This window comes from Varibaculum cambriense (genome assembly GCF_032557235.1).
Lineage (GTDB): Bacteria > Actinomycetota > Actinomycetes > Actinomycetales > Actinomycetaceae > Varibaculum > Varibaculum cambriense_C.
The window spans coordinates 46993-63228 of sequence record NZ_JAWGMB010000002.1 but is presented as its reverse complement, the minus strand read 5'-3'; the positions used below and the strand labels follow the sequence as shown (position 1 = coordinate 63228).

Annotated in this window: 15 protein-coding genes and 2 tRNA genes; 5 read left to right on the top strand and 12 right to left on the bottom strand. The window is 51.8% G+C overall.

Annotated features, from left to right (window positions below):
* Nucleotides 1–77 (top strand) — tRNA-Val (locus E6072_RS02085).
* A gap of 50 nt (nt 78–127) precedes the next feature.
* Here E6072_RS02085 and E6072_RS02080 read toward each other — a convergent pair.
* From E6072_RS02080 to E6072_RS02030, 11 genes are all read right to left on the bottom strand, one after another.
* On the bottom strand, nt 128–994 hold the full coding sequence (locus E6072_RS02080; protein ID WP_316693402.1) for a hypothetical protein: 867 nt from the start codon (nt 992–994) through the stop codon (nt 128–130).
* 101 nt (nt 995–1095) lie between these two features.
* A complete protein-coding gene (locus tag E6072_RS02075) occupies nt 1096–1839 on the bottom strand; it encodes a molecular chaperone TorD family protein (protein WP_316693401.1) in 744 nt (247 codons plus the stop codon).
* Between the two features lie 10 nt (nt 1840–1849).
* Entirely contained in the window at nt 1850–2857 is a 1008-nt protein-coding gene (locus tag E6072_RS02070; RefSeq protein ID WP_316693400.1) for a DmsC/YnfH family molybdoenzyme membrane anchor subunit, read from the bottom strand.
* A gap of 40 nt (nt 2858–2897) precedes the next feature.
* The gene (locus tag E6072_RS02065) at nt 2898–3584 is read right to left on the bottom strand and encodes a DMSO/selenate family reductase complex B subunit (RefSeq protein WP_278605937.1); all 687 of its coding nucleotides are present in this window, start codon (nt 3582–3584) and stop codon (nt 2898–2900) included.
* 179 nt (nt 3585–3763) lie between these two features.
* Complete coding sequence (locus E6072_RS02060) at nt 3764–4114, bottom strand: hypothetical protein (protein WP_278605938.1); 351 nt, start codon at nt 4112–4114, stop codon at nt 3764–3766.
* A 36-nt stretch (nt 4115–4150) separates the two neighbouring features.
* Nucleotides 4151–6721, bottom strand: a complete 2571-nt coding sequence (locus E6072_RS02055; RefSeq protein ID WP_278605939.1) for a DMSO/selenate family reductase complex A subunit — start codon at nt 6719–6721, stop codon at nt 4151–4153.
* A gap of 410 nt (nt 6722–7131) precedes the next feature.
* Nucleotides 7132–8538: a GntP family transporter gene (locus E6072_RS02050; RefSeq protein ID WP_278605940.1), complete on the bottom strand. Its 1407-nt coding sequence runs from the start codon at nt 8536–8538 to the stop codon at nt 7132–7134.
* Between the two features lie 2 nt (nt 8539–8540).
* Nucleotides 8541–9422, bottom strand: coding sequence for an NAD(P)-dependent oxidoreductase (locus tag E6072_RS02045; RefSeq protein WP_278605941.1), 882 nt, complete (start codon nt 9420–9422; stop codon nt 8541–8543).
* Between the two features lie 48 nt (nt 9423–9470).
* The gene (locus E6072_RS02040) at nt 9471–10907 is read right to left on the bottom strand and encodes a four-carbon acid sugar kinase family protein (protein ID WP_278605942.1); all 1437 of its coding nucleotides are present in this window, start codon (nt 10905–10907) and stop codon (nt 9471–9473) included.
* Between the two features lie 107 nt (nt 10908–11014).
* Nucleotides 11015–11710, bottom strand: a complete 696-nt coding sequence (locus tag E6072_RS02035) for an FCD domain-containing protein (RefSeq protein WP_316693397.1) — start codon at nt 11708–11710, stop codon at nt 11015–11017.
* A gap of 168 nt (nt 11711–11878) precedes the next feature.
* Nucleotides 11879–11969 (bottom strand) — tRNA-Leu (locus tag E6072_RS02030).
* Nucleotides 11970–12132: 163 nt separating this feature from the next.
* On the opposite strand from E6072_RS02030, the gene E6072_RS02025 reads away from it, so the two are divergent.
* The 4 genes from E6072_RS02025 to E6072_RS02010 all read left to right on the top strand — a co-directional run bounded on the left by E6072_RS02025 (nt 12133) and on the right by E6072_RS02010 (nt 15086).
* Entirely contained in the window at nt 12133–12834 is a 702-nt protein-coding gene (locus E6072_RS02025) for an HAD family hydrolase (protein WP_278605944.1), read from the top strand.
* A gap of 16 nt (nt 12835–12850) precedes the next feature.
* Nucleotides 12851–13360 carry a nucleoside triphosphate pyrophosphohydrolase family protein gene (locus E6072_RS02020; RefSeq protein WP_278605945.1) on the top strand — a complete coding sequence of 170 codons (510 nt, stop codon included), beginning with the start codon at nt 12851–12853 and terminating at the stop codon, nt 13358–13360.
* A 179-nt stretch (nt 13361–13539) separates the two neighbouring features.
* On the top strand, nt 13540–14634 hold the full coding sequence (locus E6072_RS02015) for an FAD-dependent oxidoreductase (RefSeq protein WP_024059052.1): 1095 nt from the start codon (nt 13540–13542) through the stop codon (nt 14632–14634).
* 38 nt (nt 14635–14672) lie between these two features.
* Nucleotides 14673–15086: a DNA primase gene (locus tag E6072_RS02010; RefSeq protein ID WP_316693396.1), complete on the top strand. Its 414-nt coding sequence runs from the start codon at nt 14673–14675 to the stop codon at nt 15084–15086.
* A 16-nt stretch (nt 15087–15102) separates the two neighbouring features.
* On the opposite strand, the gene E6072_RS02005 is transcribed toward E6072_RS02010, so the two are convergent.
* A complete protein-coding gene (locus E6072_RS02005) occupies nt 15103–16038 on the bottom strand; it encodes an aldo/keto reductase (protein ID WP_316693395.1) in 936 nt (311 codons plus the stop codon).
* Between the last annotated feature and the right edge of the window lie 198 nt (nt 16039–16236).

Below are 16236 nucleotides of genomic sequence, written 5' to 3'. Positions count from 1 at the left end.
GGGCGATTGGCGCAGCTGGTTAGCGCGTTTCCTTGACACGGAAGAGGTCGCTGGTTCGAGTCCAGTATCGCCCACCAGGTTCGTCCCCACATGCGGACGCTTTATTTTTTATTTCAGATCCTCAGTCTTAGACCCCTCGCAATTTTTCCTGTAGCTGTGGGGGCAGGGTTTTTAAGACCTCTTTTGGCATTGCCGCCGAAAACGGATTTTTTTCCTCGTAGCTGCAAAGCGTGCACAGCTCGCCCTCGTTGTACGGATGTGGGTTGCGGCAGCGTTTGCATTCACTTAGTTCCTGAGTCGCTTCCCGGGTTTTTAAAGCGGTGAAAATCTCGAGGGAACGCTGGCTGGCAATCTCGGATTCAGAATGCTGTGGGCAGTAGCGGACTGCCAAACGGCAATTTGGACAAAGTTGATGCCAATTACCGCCGGCTGCCGACAAGTCAAAATCTTTATTATCGGGACACAAACGAATTTGTGAGCGACAGGCGTCGCAGCGTAGGACGTGGATGGCATCTATCCGTTCCAGTAATGGTAGAAAGTTTTCGGAAGCGTCGTTGTCCGCTGGAGATTCCGTTGATAGGCAACGGCCATGATCATCTGGGGAAGGGATTGCGGTGGCTACTCGGTTTTCGATCCGTTTTTCCCTAGCTAGCAGATGGTAAGCCTGGAAGATACGAACTGCGTGAGAGGCGCCGAGATCTAAAGGGGAGCCATTTGAGACCGGCAGCAAGAGGCGGCGGGGCAGCGGTACTGAATCTAAACTGACTGTCCGGGGATGGCGGGCAGCTTTTTGGGGCGGGTGATAGACAGCAATTAAGGCACCGAGGCGCGCTCTGGCAGCTGCTAATTTTTTATCTAGGCTGCCAGCGCACTGAGCGCACCCTATAATCTGCAGGGTCTGAATCTCACTAGCTAGCAGTTGCGCCGCCAAATCGGCATTGAAGCTTTCACCTAAGCATCCCTGCCAGGTAAGGAGGGCGTCCTTCTTACTCACTTTGACGTCCGGGAGAGACTCACACCTAATAACTAGGGTGTTTATAGGGTCTTGCGCGCTAACCCAACGGAGCAAGGCCGAAAAACTACGAGGAAGCAAAACTAACTTTCCTCAACTTGCGGACGACGAGTTAGGGGTACGGGAACAGGGCCAGAAAAATCCTCTTTTTGGGGAGGACGCACCTTGGGGGCGATTCTTAGCTCATACCCGGCAGTAAGGAGCTCCTGTTTCCATTGCGAAAGTGTCTGTCCAGTAAGAATCAGGATGGTGCGGAGCCACTGGGTTTTTGCAAGTTTTTCGCCCTCGATACAGAAATCGGGTGCCCAAGTTAGCAAATGCTCACCGCTAAAGCCACAGAGCACCCCCATTGTCTGTTTTCCTTGTTCTTGATCTCCGCCTGCGAAACAATCTGCAGCTTTTAACAGACATTTGCTTACAAAGTCCATCTCCAGCCCAATATGGTCATCAGGTTCTTGGCCTAGATGAGGAGCCTGGAAACCCATGGCGCCATAATAACGGCGAACCTGCACGGTCTCGTCGTCAAAGACTAAACCATCATCACAACGATGTACCGATTCAAACGGAGGTAGCTGGGCGCTGCCGGTGATTCCATAGAGATTATTCTGATCTGACCAGAGCGTATAAATATCCTCTTCACTGGGGTTAGAAGCTAGCTCGCTGCCCAGGTCTGCTAGAGCCTGAGTGCCCTTCGAGGTCAGGGGGAGTGGCCACTGATCAGTCATTGATAGAAAGTCTTTGACCACGCCCTCATCGGGAGGATTTAGGTGCAGGGCACCCAGGATACAAAAAGCAGCCGCGTAAGAATCTAGTACCTTTGGATCCATAGATTTAATGCTATCCCAATAAGGTATTGATGCCTGCGCGAACCAAGCCTTCGTAGTGTAGCCCTCGCCCTATCAACTCAGTCACAAAGGCAAGGAGGAAGGTTACCCACAGCGTGATCACCAGGGAACGCTTGGGGTAAGCTGTATCAGAAATATAGCTGCGCAATACCAGCGCTATCAGCAAGACCGTGACCACCAGTAACAATAACCGGATCAAAAGATACCCATGCGCGGTCATATTTTGCGCAACTTGTCGTTCGATGGGGCTGCCTAGTCCCAACTGAGTCATAAAGAACGCGTAGGACATCAAGATAATTAGGCCGGCCGCCGCGGCGATCCCAGTGGTAAGCCGCATAGCGCGCTTGGTTAGTTCGATCAAGCCTTCTGGAAGTTTTCCGGCAGGGAAGAGGCCGCGCCGCAAAGCAGCTTTAAAGCCTTTGCTGGCCGCATCCGAATTCTTATCACTGGTTCCGCGTTGTTTCATTCGCCAAGTGGTTAGCAGGGCAATCGCCACCGCTAAGGAGCCGGTAAATAAAGCGGAACAGAAGAAGCTGACCCAAACAAACCAGGTGTTCCAGGCGGGAACGGTACCGGTAAAGTAGTAAACCCCGCACATGGAAATGATTAAGCAAAGACCAGATATAGCGGTTAAGGCAGCGAATACGTCTCTGACGGTACGGCTAAAACGGTTGAACCATTGAGTGAGTGCAAAGATCAGTCCGAACAGCGCATAGAGCACTCCGGAGATTAGTTCGCGTGAGAGCCAAGATGATCCCAAGTGTAACAGGGTATAGGGTGCATGGAAGGGATCGTTCAGATGGAAAAACGCGGCAAAGAATCCCAGAATTAGCAGCGGTCCAGCTGCGTACAACCCCGCGTTGGTCAGGCTGTCGATTGCAGACTGTTTAACGCCTGCCCGCCGACCAATCAGCTGGATAATTCCCAGGATCCAAAATGCCCCTACTGACATTTGAGCGACAGTAGTAAAGATAATCATGGGCAGTTCGCCGATATGCATGATGCTCCTTAACCTAGCGGGTGAATAAGATGTTCAGATTTTAAATCTCTTTAGGACTTTGGATGATGCCGCTGCCTTTATCCCAGTCTTGGGCATCACGGTGCGGTTTGATTACCAGGTGTGGCTGAGTGATGGATGGATCCGGCAACGGGGCGATTCCAGCCTCATCTCCGAATTCCTTGCGCAGTTCCTCAATAGGCCCCCAACCAAGAGCACGAGTAGGACAAGCATCTACACAGGCCGGATTCTGTCCCTGGCTGCGATAGTCATAGCACAAGTCGCATTTAGACATGTGTCCGCTGCGGGCATCCAATTGGGGTGCGCCGTAGGGACAAGCCCACTGACAGTAGCGACAACCTACGCATTTAGATTGGTCTACATAGACGGTGCCATCTTCACGCTGGGTCATAGCGGTAGTCGGGCATACCTGCACACAAACTGGGTTCTCGCAGTGGTTGCACGCTACCGAAGTGTAGTAACTAAAAACATTGTGACGGAAAGTACCGTCAGTTTCATTTACTTTCCAAGAACCGCCGGTATATTCAATTACCCGTCTCCAGGTCATACCTACTGGCAAATCATGCTTATCTTTACAAGCGATTTGGCAGGCCTTACAACCGTTACAAAGGTTCTGATTAAAAACAAACCCATATTTGGCGCCTTTTTTGGTTAAAGGCTCAGTTAAAGTGTTGTTCCTGCTGGGAGTAGGAATCGCATCGTCGGCCATCGCGTCCTCCTTGCAAAGACTGTGGTAAATACGTCAGGCAGCTCGGTTTGCTGCCATTTATTGCTATGTGATTGTGACTTTTTGTGGGCTATATAAACAGGTTTAATAACCTCTAGGAACTACCTATTACTATTATTCCTGTTAATACAAAACTATTTTTCTATTTAACGTTCAGATATTTATTTTATATATTCTGCATTTAGGGAGCCGGCATTTTTTAGCACCTCCCCGGATTGGGTAGCTGACTGTGCCCACGCCTCAATTTCTTCTTGAATCGTCTCGCGAATCATCTGTTTAGGGCTATAGCTAGAAAGGTTGAGATTGCGCAAAACCTTTAAGTTTTCTAGATCTTCGGGGGTAAGCCCCGCAAAATCCCCAGAGGTTTCTTGCCGCAACTTCGCTGACCAATCCCGGAAACTGGTTAGGACTCTACGCAGTGCCGTTAGCCCCTGCGCCACGTTCTTCGGCCCTAAAACCAGGGCAGCGATCACCGCCAGCACCAAGAATTCGCTGCCGCTGATTCCGAACATTATCTCTTACCTCTTACCTATAACTATTCCCAGTAGTTATGCCTTTACTACCTGTGCCAAAATGGTGTGAACCCCCATGCCTTTCGCAATCGGCGTCGGGTGCAGGGAAGTTAAGGTGTTAACTGAACCAGCTACATCGACCGGTTTTTTCGGGTTTGCTCCCGCAGGGGGAGTAACTTCCGAGGCCGGCTTGGGGTCATACCAGGCGCCTTGGGGGACCGAAATGGTTCCCGGAACAATCCGGGTCGTGACTTTGGCCGGCAGCCGCAGGGTGCCGCGTTCGTTATAGACGAACACCAAATCGTCATTCTTGATTCCCCGCTCTTCGGCATCTTTCGGATTCATCCACACGGTTTGGATATGGGCTTCCTTGAGCCATTCCACGTTTCCGTAACTGGAGTGAGTACGAGCCTTGAAGTGGTGGCCAATGACCTGCAGGGGATACTTCTTATTCGTGGCGGCTTCCTCGGCTCCTTCCCAGGTGGATAGGTGAGCAGGAATCGGGCAGAGTTCGTCTCCGTCTAGACGAGGACGGAAGTCTCCGAAGGTCCACTTCTTTGACATGTTTTCTAGGCGTTGGGAATAAATTTCGATCTTGCCACTGGGGGTGCTGAGCGGATTCGCTGCCGGATCTTTACGGAAATCTTCCAAGGGGATACTCGGTCCCGCGTTACGGCGGACAATCCCGACTTTCTTCCATTCTTCGTAGGTAGGCAGAGAAGGATCTTCCGCACGACCGGTCTCGACAATTTCTTTAAGCCATTGTTCGCGGGTCTTGCCCCCGGTGAACTTGTCTTTAATTCCCAGACGGTCAGCTAGCTCGGTGCAAATATCGAAAATAGATTTGCATTCGTAAAGCGGCTTGATAGCTTGCTGGGAAACAATCCCGTAAGCCATCGGGCTAGCGTTTTCACCGTGATGGTAATCAGATTCTTCCGAGGTAGAAGTGCCTGGAAGTAGATAGTCTGAGTACCGAGCGCTGACCGTATGCATAATGTCGCAGGTTACGATCAGTTCGCATTTCTTGTCATCCTGCAGGATCTCTACTGATTTATTGTTGTCCCCGGTTTGGTTCACGGTTGAATTTGAGCCATAGGCAAATACTGCCTTGATGGGAACTTCTAACTTGGTATTGGTCGGATTTCCGGCCTCATCTACCGGTACTTTCAGGGCGCGAACTCCCGGTTCTGGTTTGACGCCTACGCCGGCATTGAAAGTGTCCATCTTGGGGCCGTGATCAATAGCGTCTAACCAGCTGAAAACGGAGATAATTTTCTCTGAAGGATTGGCGACTTCGGTAATAAAAGTCTGGGTGATGGGGAGGGATGGTCCGCCTTCACGCCCGCCGGTGCCTCCGCCTTTAATGCCGATATTGCCGGTTACGCAAGCCAGCAGGAAAATCGCGCGGGCGATACCTTCCCCATTGGCGTGACGCTGCGGTCCCCAGCCTTGGTTAATAGTGCAGGGTTTGGCAGTCGCGATTTCACGGGCAAGACGGCGAATATCAGAGGCGGGGACGCCGGTAATCTTAGCGGCCCACTCTGGAGTTTTAACCGTCTTATCTTTACCTTTGCCCTGCAGGTACGAAAGGTAGGAGGCATTCTTAGGGGCGCCCTCGGGCATATGAGCTTCATCAAAACCTACGCAGTATTTATCTAAGAAGGCTTGATCGTGGAGATTTTCTTCGACCATTACGTAAATCATGCCCGCGATGAGGGCGGCATCGGTACCGGGGCGCAGCGCCACCCACTCGTCACCCAAAGCTACTGAGGTTTCTGAATATCGCGGATCGATCACGATGGTTTTAACGCCCGATTTGCGTTTAGTAGCCTGAGTTACGAAAGTTTGTCCCCCTCCTGACATCCGGGTCTCTAAGGGGTTGTTGCCAAACATTACCTGCAGCTTGGAGTTTGCGGCATCGTCAAAGCTGTTACCGGCTACCCATTCGCCGTAGAAGTAGGGATACGCCTGGGTGATGTTAGTCGTGGAATAATCAGAGTAGTGATCTAAGTACCCCCCGTATAGGGAGAGCATCCGCGCCATGGGAGTGGTTTCTGGCGGCCAGGAGCAAGCCATAGTAGAGCCCAAAGCCCCGGTTCCGTATTGAATGTAGAAGCACTCATTGCCGTATTTGGATTTCAGCGTCTTCATCTTTTCGGCAATCTCGTCGAGGGCTTGTTCCCAGGAGATTTCCACCCATTGCCCTTCGCCACGTTTAGTGCCTGGCTTGCGCTTCATGGGTTTCTTTAGCCGGTCGGGATTGTAAATCCGCTGCCTAATAGCGCGTCCGCGTGGGCAGGCGCGTACCTGCTGACTGCCGAGCTCATCATTACCAGTGTTATCGGGTAGTACCCGTACAACACGGCCATCTTTAACCTGTAGCCGTACCGGGCAGCGAGAACCACAGTTTACGGTGCAAGCCGACCAGACTGTTTTATCCACGTCAGTGCGACCGGTGCCATTGGGAACTAGCTTTCCATTCTTGTCGGGGGAGTAGGACGAGGGGGCAGCACACGCCACCAGTCCGGTAGTGCTGCCAGCTATCGCCGACCATTTTAAGAAGGTACGTCGAGAAGGACGGATATTCGCCGGTTGCTTCGCTAGCATTATTTTCTCCTTGTCGCATCTGACTATTCCACCCGCGCTGGTGAACTTGCACTCATTCTAAGCCTGTAAAGCTGAAAAATTAGGAGTATTACTTTTTTTATTATTTCCCCGAAAAATCGAGGATTAATCGATAAATTGTCCGCACAAAATAGATCAAAATTTTCCTAGGGACGTAAGTCCTGGGTGGGGAATGTCGAGATATAGGCAAGGGAGGCCTTTCATAATTGATATCGGCGCCTTGAAAGCTGTCGGATAGAAAGCCAGACTAAGGGTTTGAGTGTTTTTCGGGAAGGAACTTTCGGCCAGCGTAGGCTGAGGGACTGTTCATGCGAGCAACACTTGAGGCCGCAGGGCAATACCTGCGACCTCAAGTTGGCTCTTCAGTGAACCTATCGAGGTGAAAACTAGCTTTAAGAAACCAGAAGGAAAACTCCACTGGTTAGTAAGAATCCGGTTATGCCGAACACCGTGGATAATACAGTCCAAGTTTTCAGACCGTCTTTAACTGTCAGTCCTAAATATTTGGTAACGATCCAGAATCCGGAATCGTTGATATGGGATAGTCCCAGACCTCCAAAACCAATGGCAATAGTTACCAAAACAGTTTGTAGATCGGTGTATCCCGCTGCCGCAATGGGTTCTGCCAGTAATCCAGCGCTTGTTAGAATCGCCACCGTAGCTGAGCCTTGCGAGGCTCGGAGTGCCGCTGAGATTAGGAATCCAGCTAAAATAATCGGCATATTTAGACTGATCAAAGCATCCGATAGAGCCTTTCCGATTCCGGATTCCACGAGCACATTTGCGAAGACCCCACCCGCTCCGGTTACGAACACAATGACCGCTACATCGGGCAAGGCGGAATCCAATACCGAGCCGCGTTTTTGCAGGCTCCAACCAAGTTTGTGACCCACCACTAGATAAGCCACGATTACTCCAGTTAGTAACGCAATGGAGGAAGAACCTAAGAAACCTAGCCATTGTTGGGCTGTAGAGCCTTCCTCGAGTACGGTATTTCCCACGGTTCCCAACATAATTTGCAAAATAGGTAGCAAAATCAGCAGTACCACGGTGCCAGCGCCGATATTTTCGATGCGTTCTTTTACTGCCTCAACGCTTTCTTTAACTACTTTTCCGCTGGTAGAGCCAGCGCCCTCGGCTACTTCGACTTCAATAGGCTGGTCAGCAGGAGATTCCAGTAATTCGATTCCCTCAACTTTCACCAGCTTCGCGGCAAAGAACCCTATAACCGCAGTAATGGCGGTGATGGGCAGCCCCACCATCAGCATGGTTCCAACGTCAGCGTTGGTAATTCCGGCTGCTGCTACCGGGCCGGGATGAGGGGGTAGCGTGACGTGTACCGTAAGCAGTGCCCCAGCTACTGGCAGCGCAATTTTTAAGGGGTTGATCTTAGCTACCCTGGCAAATCCGAAGACTATAGGAGCGAGAATAATGAAACCCACATCGAAAAATACCGGGATGCTTAATACGAAAGCGGCGGCAGTTACCGCGGCGATTACTCGTTTTTGCCCCAGAACCTTGGTAAATCTACGGGCTAACGCATCGGCTCCGCCGCCAACTTCAATGGTGCGTCCCAACATGGCACCTAGCCCAACGATAATCATCACCGAAGATAAGGTATTGCCCATCCCCTTTTGCAACACCGGAACGATATCGCCCACTGATATTCCAGTTGCCAGGGCGGTGCCGGCTGCTACTAAAAGCAAAGAGACAAAAGCGGAAAGCTGTATTTTAATAACTAGTAGCAGCAGGACGATAATCGCTCCCAGTGCTATTCCTAGCAACGCTCCAGTACTCACTGTTATTTCACCTCCGGCTTTACTACGTTAATTACCGAAGAGTCATCCATAGCTCCTTGCCCGTTGGCGTAACCTAACAGGTATTCTTGTTCGGCGGCAGCGGCCACTGGCACGGCCATCCCCGCAGCCTTAGCTGCTGCAGTCACGATTCCCATGTCTTTAACGAAAATATCCAGACGTGACTTTACTTCGGGTTCTTCGCCGCGCGAAGCTAAGATTGCTCGCGGGCCGCGGTCACCTAGCATGAAGGACTCTGCGGCTCCCGCCATTAGGGCTTCAAGAACAACTTCTTGATCTAAATCCAATTGTCCTGCCAGTGCTAGAGCCTCGCCGGCAGCCGCGATATGAACTCCGCACAGCAGCTGGTTTACAGTTTTCATTGCCTGTCCTTTACCGGGGGCTTTTCCTACCCAAACTAGGGTGGAGGACATGGCATCCAGTACCGGTTTCGCGAAGTTGTATTCCTCCTCAACTGCGCCTACTACTACTAACAGGTCACCCTTGCCGGCGCGTGCCGGTCCTCCGGATACCGGGGCATCTATCAGGCCAATTCCATCTGCCTTGAGCTGAGTGGCGACAGATTCTACTGCGTCAATCCCAATCGTGGAGGTGAGGAGCAGACAAGAGCCGGTGCGCATCGCGCTGGCAATCCCGTCTTCGCCGTAGAGCAAATCTTTTAACTGAGCGCTGTTACGTATTGCTACCAGTACAATGTCAGTATCTTTTACGGCTTCCTGGGCTGAAGGGGCGGTCGCAATTCCGTCTTTAGCAGCCATTGCCATTTTTTCCGTGGCAATGTCATAGCCGGTGACGGTGAAGTCATTGTTGAGCCAGGAGCAGATTTGGTAGCCCATTGCTCCGAGACCGATTACTGCAATTTTCATGATTCTCTCCTTTGAGTGAAGTTCTTAAACCTTTAAATACACCTTTTGTTAACGCGAAAGTTTGCGTACTACTTGTGCCAAAGACTCTTCGTTGCCCACGTTCCCGGCAAAAACGATATAGGGGATTCCAGCGGCAGGCCCAGAAGATGCAGTCCAGAGGGAAACAATTCCCTCCAGCATGGAACCGATCACCAGAGCGCGGCGGATTTCTAGCCCCTTTGAAGCCGTATCTGAAGAGGTGATACCCCCCTTGGCGACTACGAAACGTGGGGGAGTAGCCCGCAAAATCTCTCTAGTAACTTTGACTACGGCTGCAGATACTTGCCGGGAAATCTCTAAAGAGGCGTCACCATCAACTCCGGTAACCAGTTTGCGGGAAGTCCTAACTATCACGTTTCCATTTTTGATTGCCGAGATAGCCTGGTCGGTTACTGCTTTCAGATGCTTGTCGCGGCGCTCAGGATCGATAATCTGCTGCACTTCGATTTCCAGCTCAGCGGGTTTTTCCTCCTCCCGCAGTCTATTTAGCTGGCGGGTGGTTAAATCAACATGGGATCCCACCACGATTAGCCCCCCGGCAGCTAACTCGCGCTCCCCCCGGGCAGTGGCAATTTCTTCGCGGGTAAGTGGACGGTGCACCTCTTGACCAATGCGGGCGCGCACGAAAGGCGGACCTACCCGATAAACAAAGTTCTTCCCGCTGGCTTCTGCCTTAATCAGGGCGAGGGCGAGCTGACGTAAATCTTCTTCAGTTACGGTATCGGCTGCCAGGACTTGCCCGTTTTGTGCCTGCTCCAGCTGCTGGCTGATTTGAGCTAGGTTTTCTCGCAGATCTTGAAGTTTTAGCACCTGTACTTCTTCAGCTTTAACTTTGCCGGCGGTTTTTTCTGCTACCCAGCGGGGCAGGGAGGATTCGCGGTATCCGAAGGTAGCATCTTTGGCGAATTCGGTTTCTCCCACGGGAACGAAACCCTCGCTTTCGGAACCGGCGTAGTGCACTCCGTCAACCGTGATTCGCCCAGCGTCTCCAAACGCTGGAACCAGGATGATTCCATCTGCCGGCGCAGCTCCCGTTTTTTCCATTTCGTCCATGATGGTTTGCGGCTCTAAAGGGAAATGTCCACGCAAGGTAGAGTCCGACCGGGAAACAAACGCTAGTTCCGCCTGGCATTCTTTAGCAGCTGCAAGTGCAGACGAAACTACTTCCCGGTTGACTTTTTCGGCATCAGTGGGGGAGAGCGAGCGGGAATTAGTCATCACATAAACCGCGGTCTTGCCACTTTCGAACGCCCATATAAAGTCTTCAACTTCCCAACGGGTTAGAATCGGTAGGTCACAGACTGACTGGGTACCGGTAGGGTCATCATCTAAAACCACATAAATCCGGCGATCCCCAGCATCTTCGCGGGCAGCTCGTACCTGCTGGGCGCTGGTTTTCGGGTTGTCGGGCATTCCTTTTAGTATTTCGGAAAGCGATATGGCCATCTGCCTACTCCTTTGTAGTATTTAAATAGTCATCTGAGGTCTGATGTCTTTTAAAGGCTAGCAAAGACGAAGGTCCCAGGGTGGAAAAATAGGAGTGATTTAGCTCACTAGCGAGCTCTTAGGGTATGTAAATCCTCGGCAGTTTGCGTCATATGTGCCCTCATAGCTTCTTTAGCGCCATCCACGTCTGTGTTCTTAATTGCCTGGTAAATCCGGCGGTGATGTGATTGGGCACGCATCGCAACCCGCTGATCCGCTGCGGTTGCCTGACGCGAACGTTCCAGCGCTACCTCCAGAGGCTGCATTAATGCGCTGATAAAGGGATTTCCGCTGGCGTTTTGAATCTGTTGGTGGAAGTTCAGGTCTGCGGTAGCGGCAGCGGAAACATCGCCCCGTTCCAAAGCCTGATCATATTTTTCAAGCTCACTTGCCATGTTTTCCAAATCTGCAGTTGAGCGCCGGGCGGCAGCTAGGCCGCTGGTACCCACCTCAATCATACGGCGGATCTCTAGTAGGCTGACCCCTAAATCCAGGGGATCTTCGGTACGGGAAAGAAAGGCAGCGATGGTTCCCAAGTCTGTCCACTGCGCCAGGGGTAACACGAAAGTCCCGTTACCATGCACTACTTGTAGTACGTTGCGATCTTTGAGGACGCGTACCGCTTCTCGCAGGGTTAAGCGGGACACTCCCAGTATTTCGGCAAGCTTTGACTCAGGAGGAAGTGGGATAGAAGTAGTGAACTCTCCGCTGGAAATACGCTCAAGGATGCCATTCATAGCACGCATTGCTAAATCCTTGCTCAAGGTATTCTCCTAGCTCTTTTGGTTTGGATAATCCTAGCTTAGCGACTGTGCATTTCAACTAGAAAAACCCGCTAACCCTAGAATAGATAGCACAATCTGTCCGCTAAACCGCGTACTTACACTCGCGATAAAAGCAAAACTTCTTGACGGGGGAGATAGAGAAATCACTGGTGCGCGGGAAGGGACTTGAACCCTCACGGCCGTTAAGTTGGCCACTAGCACCTCAAGCTAGCGCGTCTACCAATTCCGCCACCCGCGCTCGAGGACAACAGAGAGATTAGCACATCTTGGTACTGGCGGAAAAGCGAAGGAAAATTGGGCAGGTAAAGCGGGTTGATTTACCGAGGAAGAAAGTTGCCTACAATGAGGGCGGGGTCTAGCGCCCTAAAGAATCGGAAGCTACTGAGCAGAAACGAGGGTTTGTGGGGCAGCGTTATTTTGACACCGTGGTTTTCGACATGGATGGTACCTTGACCGATTCGGTTCCCTTGATTACCGAGGCGGTTGCGGAAGTGATCTCTTACTATCGCTTGCCTGCGCAATCTCCCCAGCAGCTTAAACGTTTTGTAGGGCCACCGCTACGTATCGGATTTAAACAGTATCTGGATTTGCCTGAAGCTCTACTAGATGAGGCAGTGGAAGTTTACCGGCGCTATTATCGCCCCCGCATGACTGAAGTACCGCTGTTTTCAGGAATAGAAAACCTGCTCCGCCGCTTAAACTGTGGCGGTCTGAAAACTGCGGTTGCTTCTTCCAAACTGGAAGAACTGGTACGCGATATCGCGGAGGCAACTGGGATGAGCCCCTATTTGGATTGTGTGGCGGGAACCCAAGAAAAGGCGGGAACCAGCGCTGAGAATCCTTCTGATGTGGCTAATCCGCAAATAAGACGTGGCAAAGAAGGGGTAATTCGCTACGCCCTCGACCAGTTAGCTGCCGTCGCTCCGCCCGGGCGAGTAGTGATGGTGGGGGATCGAGCGGATGATTACCAGGCGGCTTGCAATATCGGTATCGATGTCATCGGGGTTTCTTGGGGAGCGGGTAGCCGGGAGGAATTTCCCGGAGCCCCCTGGGTAACATCAGTAGCAGAACTGCAAAATATGCTGCTTTCAACTTCGAAATAGGAAAGGGAATAATTTAATGAATGAGGCCGCACCAACCCAGCAAATTACCGGGGAGCAATCCGAACAGCAGATGCCGGATCCGCATCGCCCCGAAGATTTAGTTCGCCAATTTCATGAAGTCTACGGACTACCAATTCAACACGATGAGCCAGAGGTAGATCGTGAACGGGTACATATGCGCATGCGTCTAATATACGAGGAAGTTAGTGAGCTTACCGGCGCGGTTTATGGAGATAAAGCACGCCGGATGCTAGAAGAGACTATTTCCTCTCTGCCCGATGATGGCACTCGGGACACCATAGAAACCGCTGATGCCCTCGCCGATTTGATTTATGTCATTTACGGAATGGCATTGGAATGCGGGATTTCGTTGCCGGCCGTACTGCGGGAAGTGCAGGCCTCAAACCTTTCTAAACTGGATGGTGAAGGCAAGCCGATATATCGCGAAGACGGAAAAGTTCTCAAAGGAGATAATTTTTTCCCTCCCAATGTCAAATCCGCGTTAAAAATCCGCATTCCTGAGTAGGATAGTTACTAAAGACGTATTCTTTTTGATAGCGTAAGATACAGTAGAACTGAAAAATGATCGTTGGGTTGGTAAGTCTTCATCTCGTCGCCCAAAAGGGTGACCGATGGCAGCTGCCGGTCTGATTTAGCTCGCATCTGTTTTGGGCATATACCAGGATAGATAAAAGGGGAGGTAGCGTGGCTAAAGTAGTTGTCATTGGCGGCGGTTACGGTGGTATAACCGTGGCGGGTGGCCTAGATGACGTGGCTGATGTCACGCTGGTCGAACAAAAAGACCAGTTCGTGCATCACGCGGCAGCGCTTAGGGCGGCGGTGGATTCCGTGTGGGGACATACCGTGTTTATGCCTTACAGTCGCCTGCTTGACCGCGGCAAGGTCGTCCATGGAACTTGTATGCGGGTGGATGGTCGCACTGTTTATGTTGCCGGCCACGATCCCATTGAGGCAGATTTTCTAGTGCTAGCAACGGGAACTACCTACCCATTCCCGGCAAAGCACATGGTTTCTCAAGCCTCGGTTGCGAAGGCGCGTTTGGATCAAACTCGCGAAAACTTGGCTCGTGCTAAGCGGGTAATGCTGGTTGGTGCTGGCACCGTCGGCGTGGAATTCGCCGGTGAGCTCACCTCCACTTATCCGGATATGAAAATCATCATGGTTGACAAGGAACCCTATATCCTGGGCACTCCGGGTTACCTGGATTCCCTGCGCGAAACCATCACCACCCAGATGGAAGAACGCGGTATCGAATTGGTATTGGGAGCTCCTCTAGCCTATATGCCACCTACCGACGTGGGAATGCTTTCCACTTTCCAGGTAGAAACCCTGGCCGGGGTACCGGTAGAAGCCGATATGTGGTTCCTGTGCTACGGGGCTCAAACCTCTTCCGGCTACCTCCACGGATCATATTCCCAGGTTATGCATGCTAACGGCACAGTTATGGTTGACGAGCACCTGCGCGTAAAGGACATGGAAAATGTTTACGCAGTGGGCGACATTACCGACGTGCCGGAATCAAAGCGCGCAGACGCTGCTCGCGCTCACGCCCGGGTGGTGATCGCGAATATTCGTGATCAGCTTTCCGGTCGGCCTCCTTCGACAACCTATGCTCCGGGTAAGGAATGGGTCATTTTGCCGTTAGGCCCTGATGGTGGTGCCTCGCAGCTGGTTGACCCTGACGGTACGACGCGGATCGTCGGATCGGAAGAAACCGCAGAAATCAAGGGAACCGACTTGATGGTGACCATGATTCGCGGACAACTTCACCTGCCCTAAGCATCCTGGTTGATTCGGCGCCCAGGGGGTGGTGTATCGTGGCTGACCGTTTGCAAATAACATTCGATAACTTTGTAGGTGCGCTGCAAGCACATTTAGAGGCTGCGCGGGGTGCTGAAGATCCTGACTGTGATCCGCAGGTAGCGCGGGCAGGAGAAAAACTTGAAGCCGCTTTTTCGGCTTACGACGAAGCTCTCTATTCCCAATTGGGCTGCGACCTACCGCTAGATATTTTCGAGGATGAAGATATCGATTCGGAAAGTCTGTTCGACCATGTAGATCAGGTGCTACAAGCAGACGAATCTGGCTATCAGGACGAGGACGAAGACTACGATTTCGACGCGGACGAAGAGGACGAAGAAGACGGTGACGATCTCCTAGACGAACCAGAAGAGATCCTTGACGAAGAATACGACTTTGACGAGGACGATGAGGACGACGAAGACGATTAAGTCTTCTTCAGTTTTCTTACTCGCTGGCCTCGTTTAAAGCTACTCTTATCTGATGGGGCACATGTGCATCCGCTGCTTTTAGTATCGCGGCAAACTGCCCAGCGCTGCGCGCCCCGGTTAAAGCGCTGGTGACTCCGGGAGCATCCTTCACCCAAGCTAATGCCAGTTTCAAAGGATCCCACTCTAAGCCTTCGGCTCCTGCTAACACTGCCTCGATAATCGGCTGATATTCGGCAGATAGATAGGGGGATACAAAACCCTGTAAATGTGGGGAAGCTGCCCGGGAATCCGGCGGGATACTAGTTTGGTATTTCCCGGTTAAAACCCCGCGTCCCAGGGGAGACCAGGCGATAAAGCTGGAGTCAAAATGCTCGGCTGCTCCCAGTACTTCCTCTTCAACCTGGCGGTTGACTAAAGAATATTCCCCTTGTACGGCGGCTACCTCGTAGCGATCTTGCCCCAGCAATACCGCTAGCTCCGCCATTGCCCAAGCCGGGTAGTTCGATACCCCCACGTAGCGGGCGCGCCCAGAACGCAGTGCCATCTCTAAAGCGGTTAAAGTCTCTTCTACCCGTACAAATGGGTCGTAATGGTGAACAAACCACACATCAATATAGGCGGTTCCCAGCCGTTCCAGAGTTTGATCCAGACCGCGTAATAGATTCGCCCGGGAAGCATCAACCGAAGGGGGATCGCCTGCTCTAACTCCTGCCTTTGAACAAATTACTAGGTCATCGCGAGAAAACTCCTCGTCCAAAAGGGTGCCGATAAGTTTTTCAGACTCGCCCTCCCCATAGGTAGCGGCTGTGTCAAGCAGATTACCCCCGGCATCTAGGAACATTCGCAGCTGCTCGCTCGCCTGTTCTAGATCGGTATCTCGCCCCCAGGTGAGAGTCCCCAACCCCAAGCTGGAAACCATGAGTCCGCTGCGGCCTAATCTTCTTTTCTCCATACTCCCAGGTTAAAGGGGAGGGAGGGGAGAAGTTTTCAGGCACGGCGCGAGAGCAGAAAATAGGGGGCTGAGATTGACAGTTCCCAGGGAAGACCTATTTAAAATCTCGGGTTGATAGCCGAAGAAAGTGCACTACAGCTAGGAGGACGGTAGTACGTGAGCAGAGAGGAAGTGGGGGTGAGGTGAGAGAAAACACCT

Excerpts from the sequence above, each read along its gene's own strand:
- E6072_RS02075 (WP_316693401.1), bottom strand. The coding sequence starts at position 1,839 with ATGGATCCAAAGGTACTAGATTCTTACGCGGCTGCTTTTTGTATCCTG.
- E6072_RS02070 (WP_316693400.1), bottom strand. The coding sequence starts at position 2,857 with ATGCATATCGGCGAACTGCCCATGATTATCTTTACTACTGTCGCTCAA.
- E6072_RS02065 (WP_278605937.1), bottom strand. The coding sequence starts at position 3,584 with ATGGCCGACGATGCGATTCCTACTCCCAGCAGGAACAACACTTTAACT.
- E6072_RS02060 (WP_278605938.1), bottom strand. The coding sequence starts at position 4,114 with ATGTTCGGAATCAGCGGCAGCGAATTCTTGGTGCTGGCGGTGATCGCT.
- E6072_RS02055 (WP_278605939.1), bottom strand. The coding sequence starts at position 6,721 with ATGCTAGCGAAGCAACCGGCGAATATCCGTCCTTCTCGACGTACCTTC.
- E6072_RS02045 (WP_278605941.1), bottom strand. The coding sequence starts at position 9,422 with ATGAAAATTGCAGTAATCGGTCTCGGAGCAATGGGCTACCAAATCTGC.
- E6072_RS02040 (WP_278605942.1), bottom strand. The coding sequence starts at position 10,907 with ATGGCCATATCGCTTTCCGAAATACTAAAAGGAATGCCCGACAACCCG.
- E6072_RS02020 (WP_278605945.1), top strand. The coding sequence starts at position 12,851 with ATGAATGAGGCCGCACCAACCCAGCAAATTACCGGGGAGCAATCCGAA.
- E6072_RS02005 (WP_316693395.1), bottom strand. The coding sequence starts at position 16,038 with ATGGAGAAAAGAAGATTAGGCCGCAGCGGACTCATGGTTTCCAGCTTG.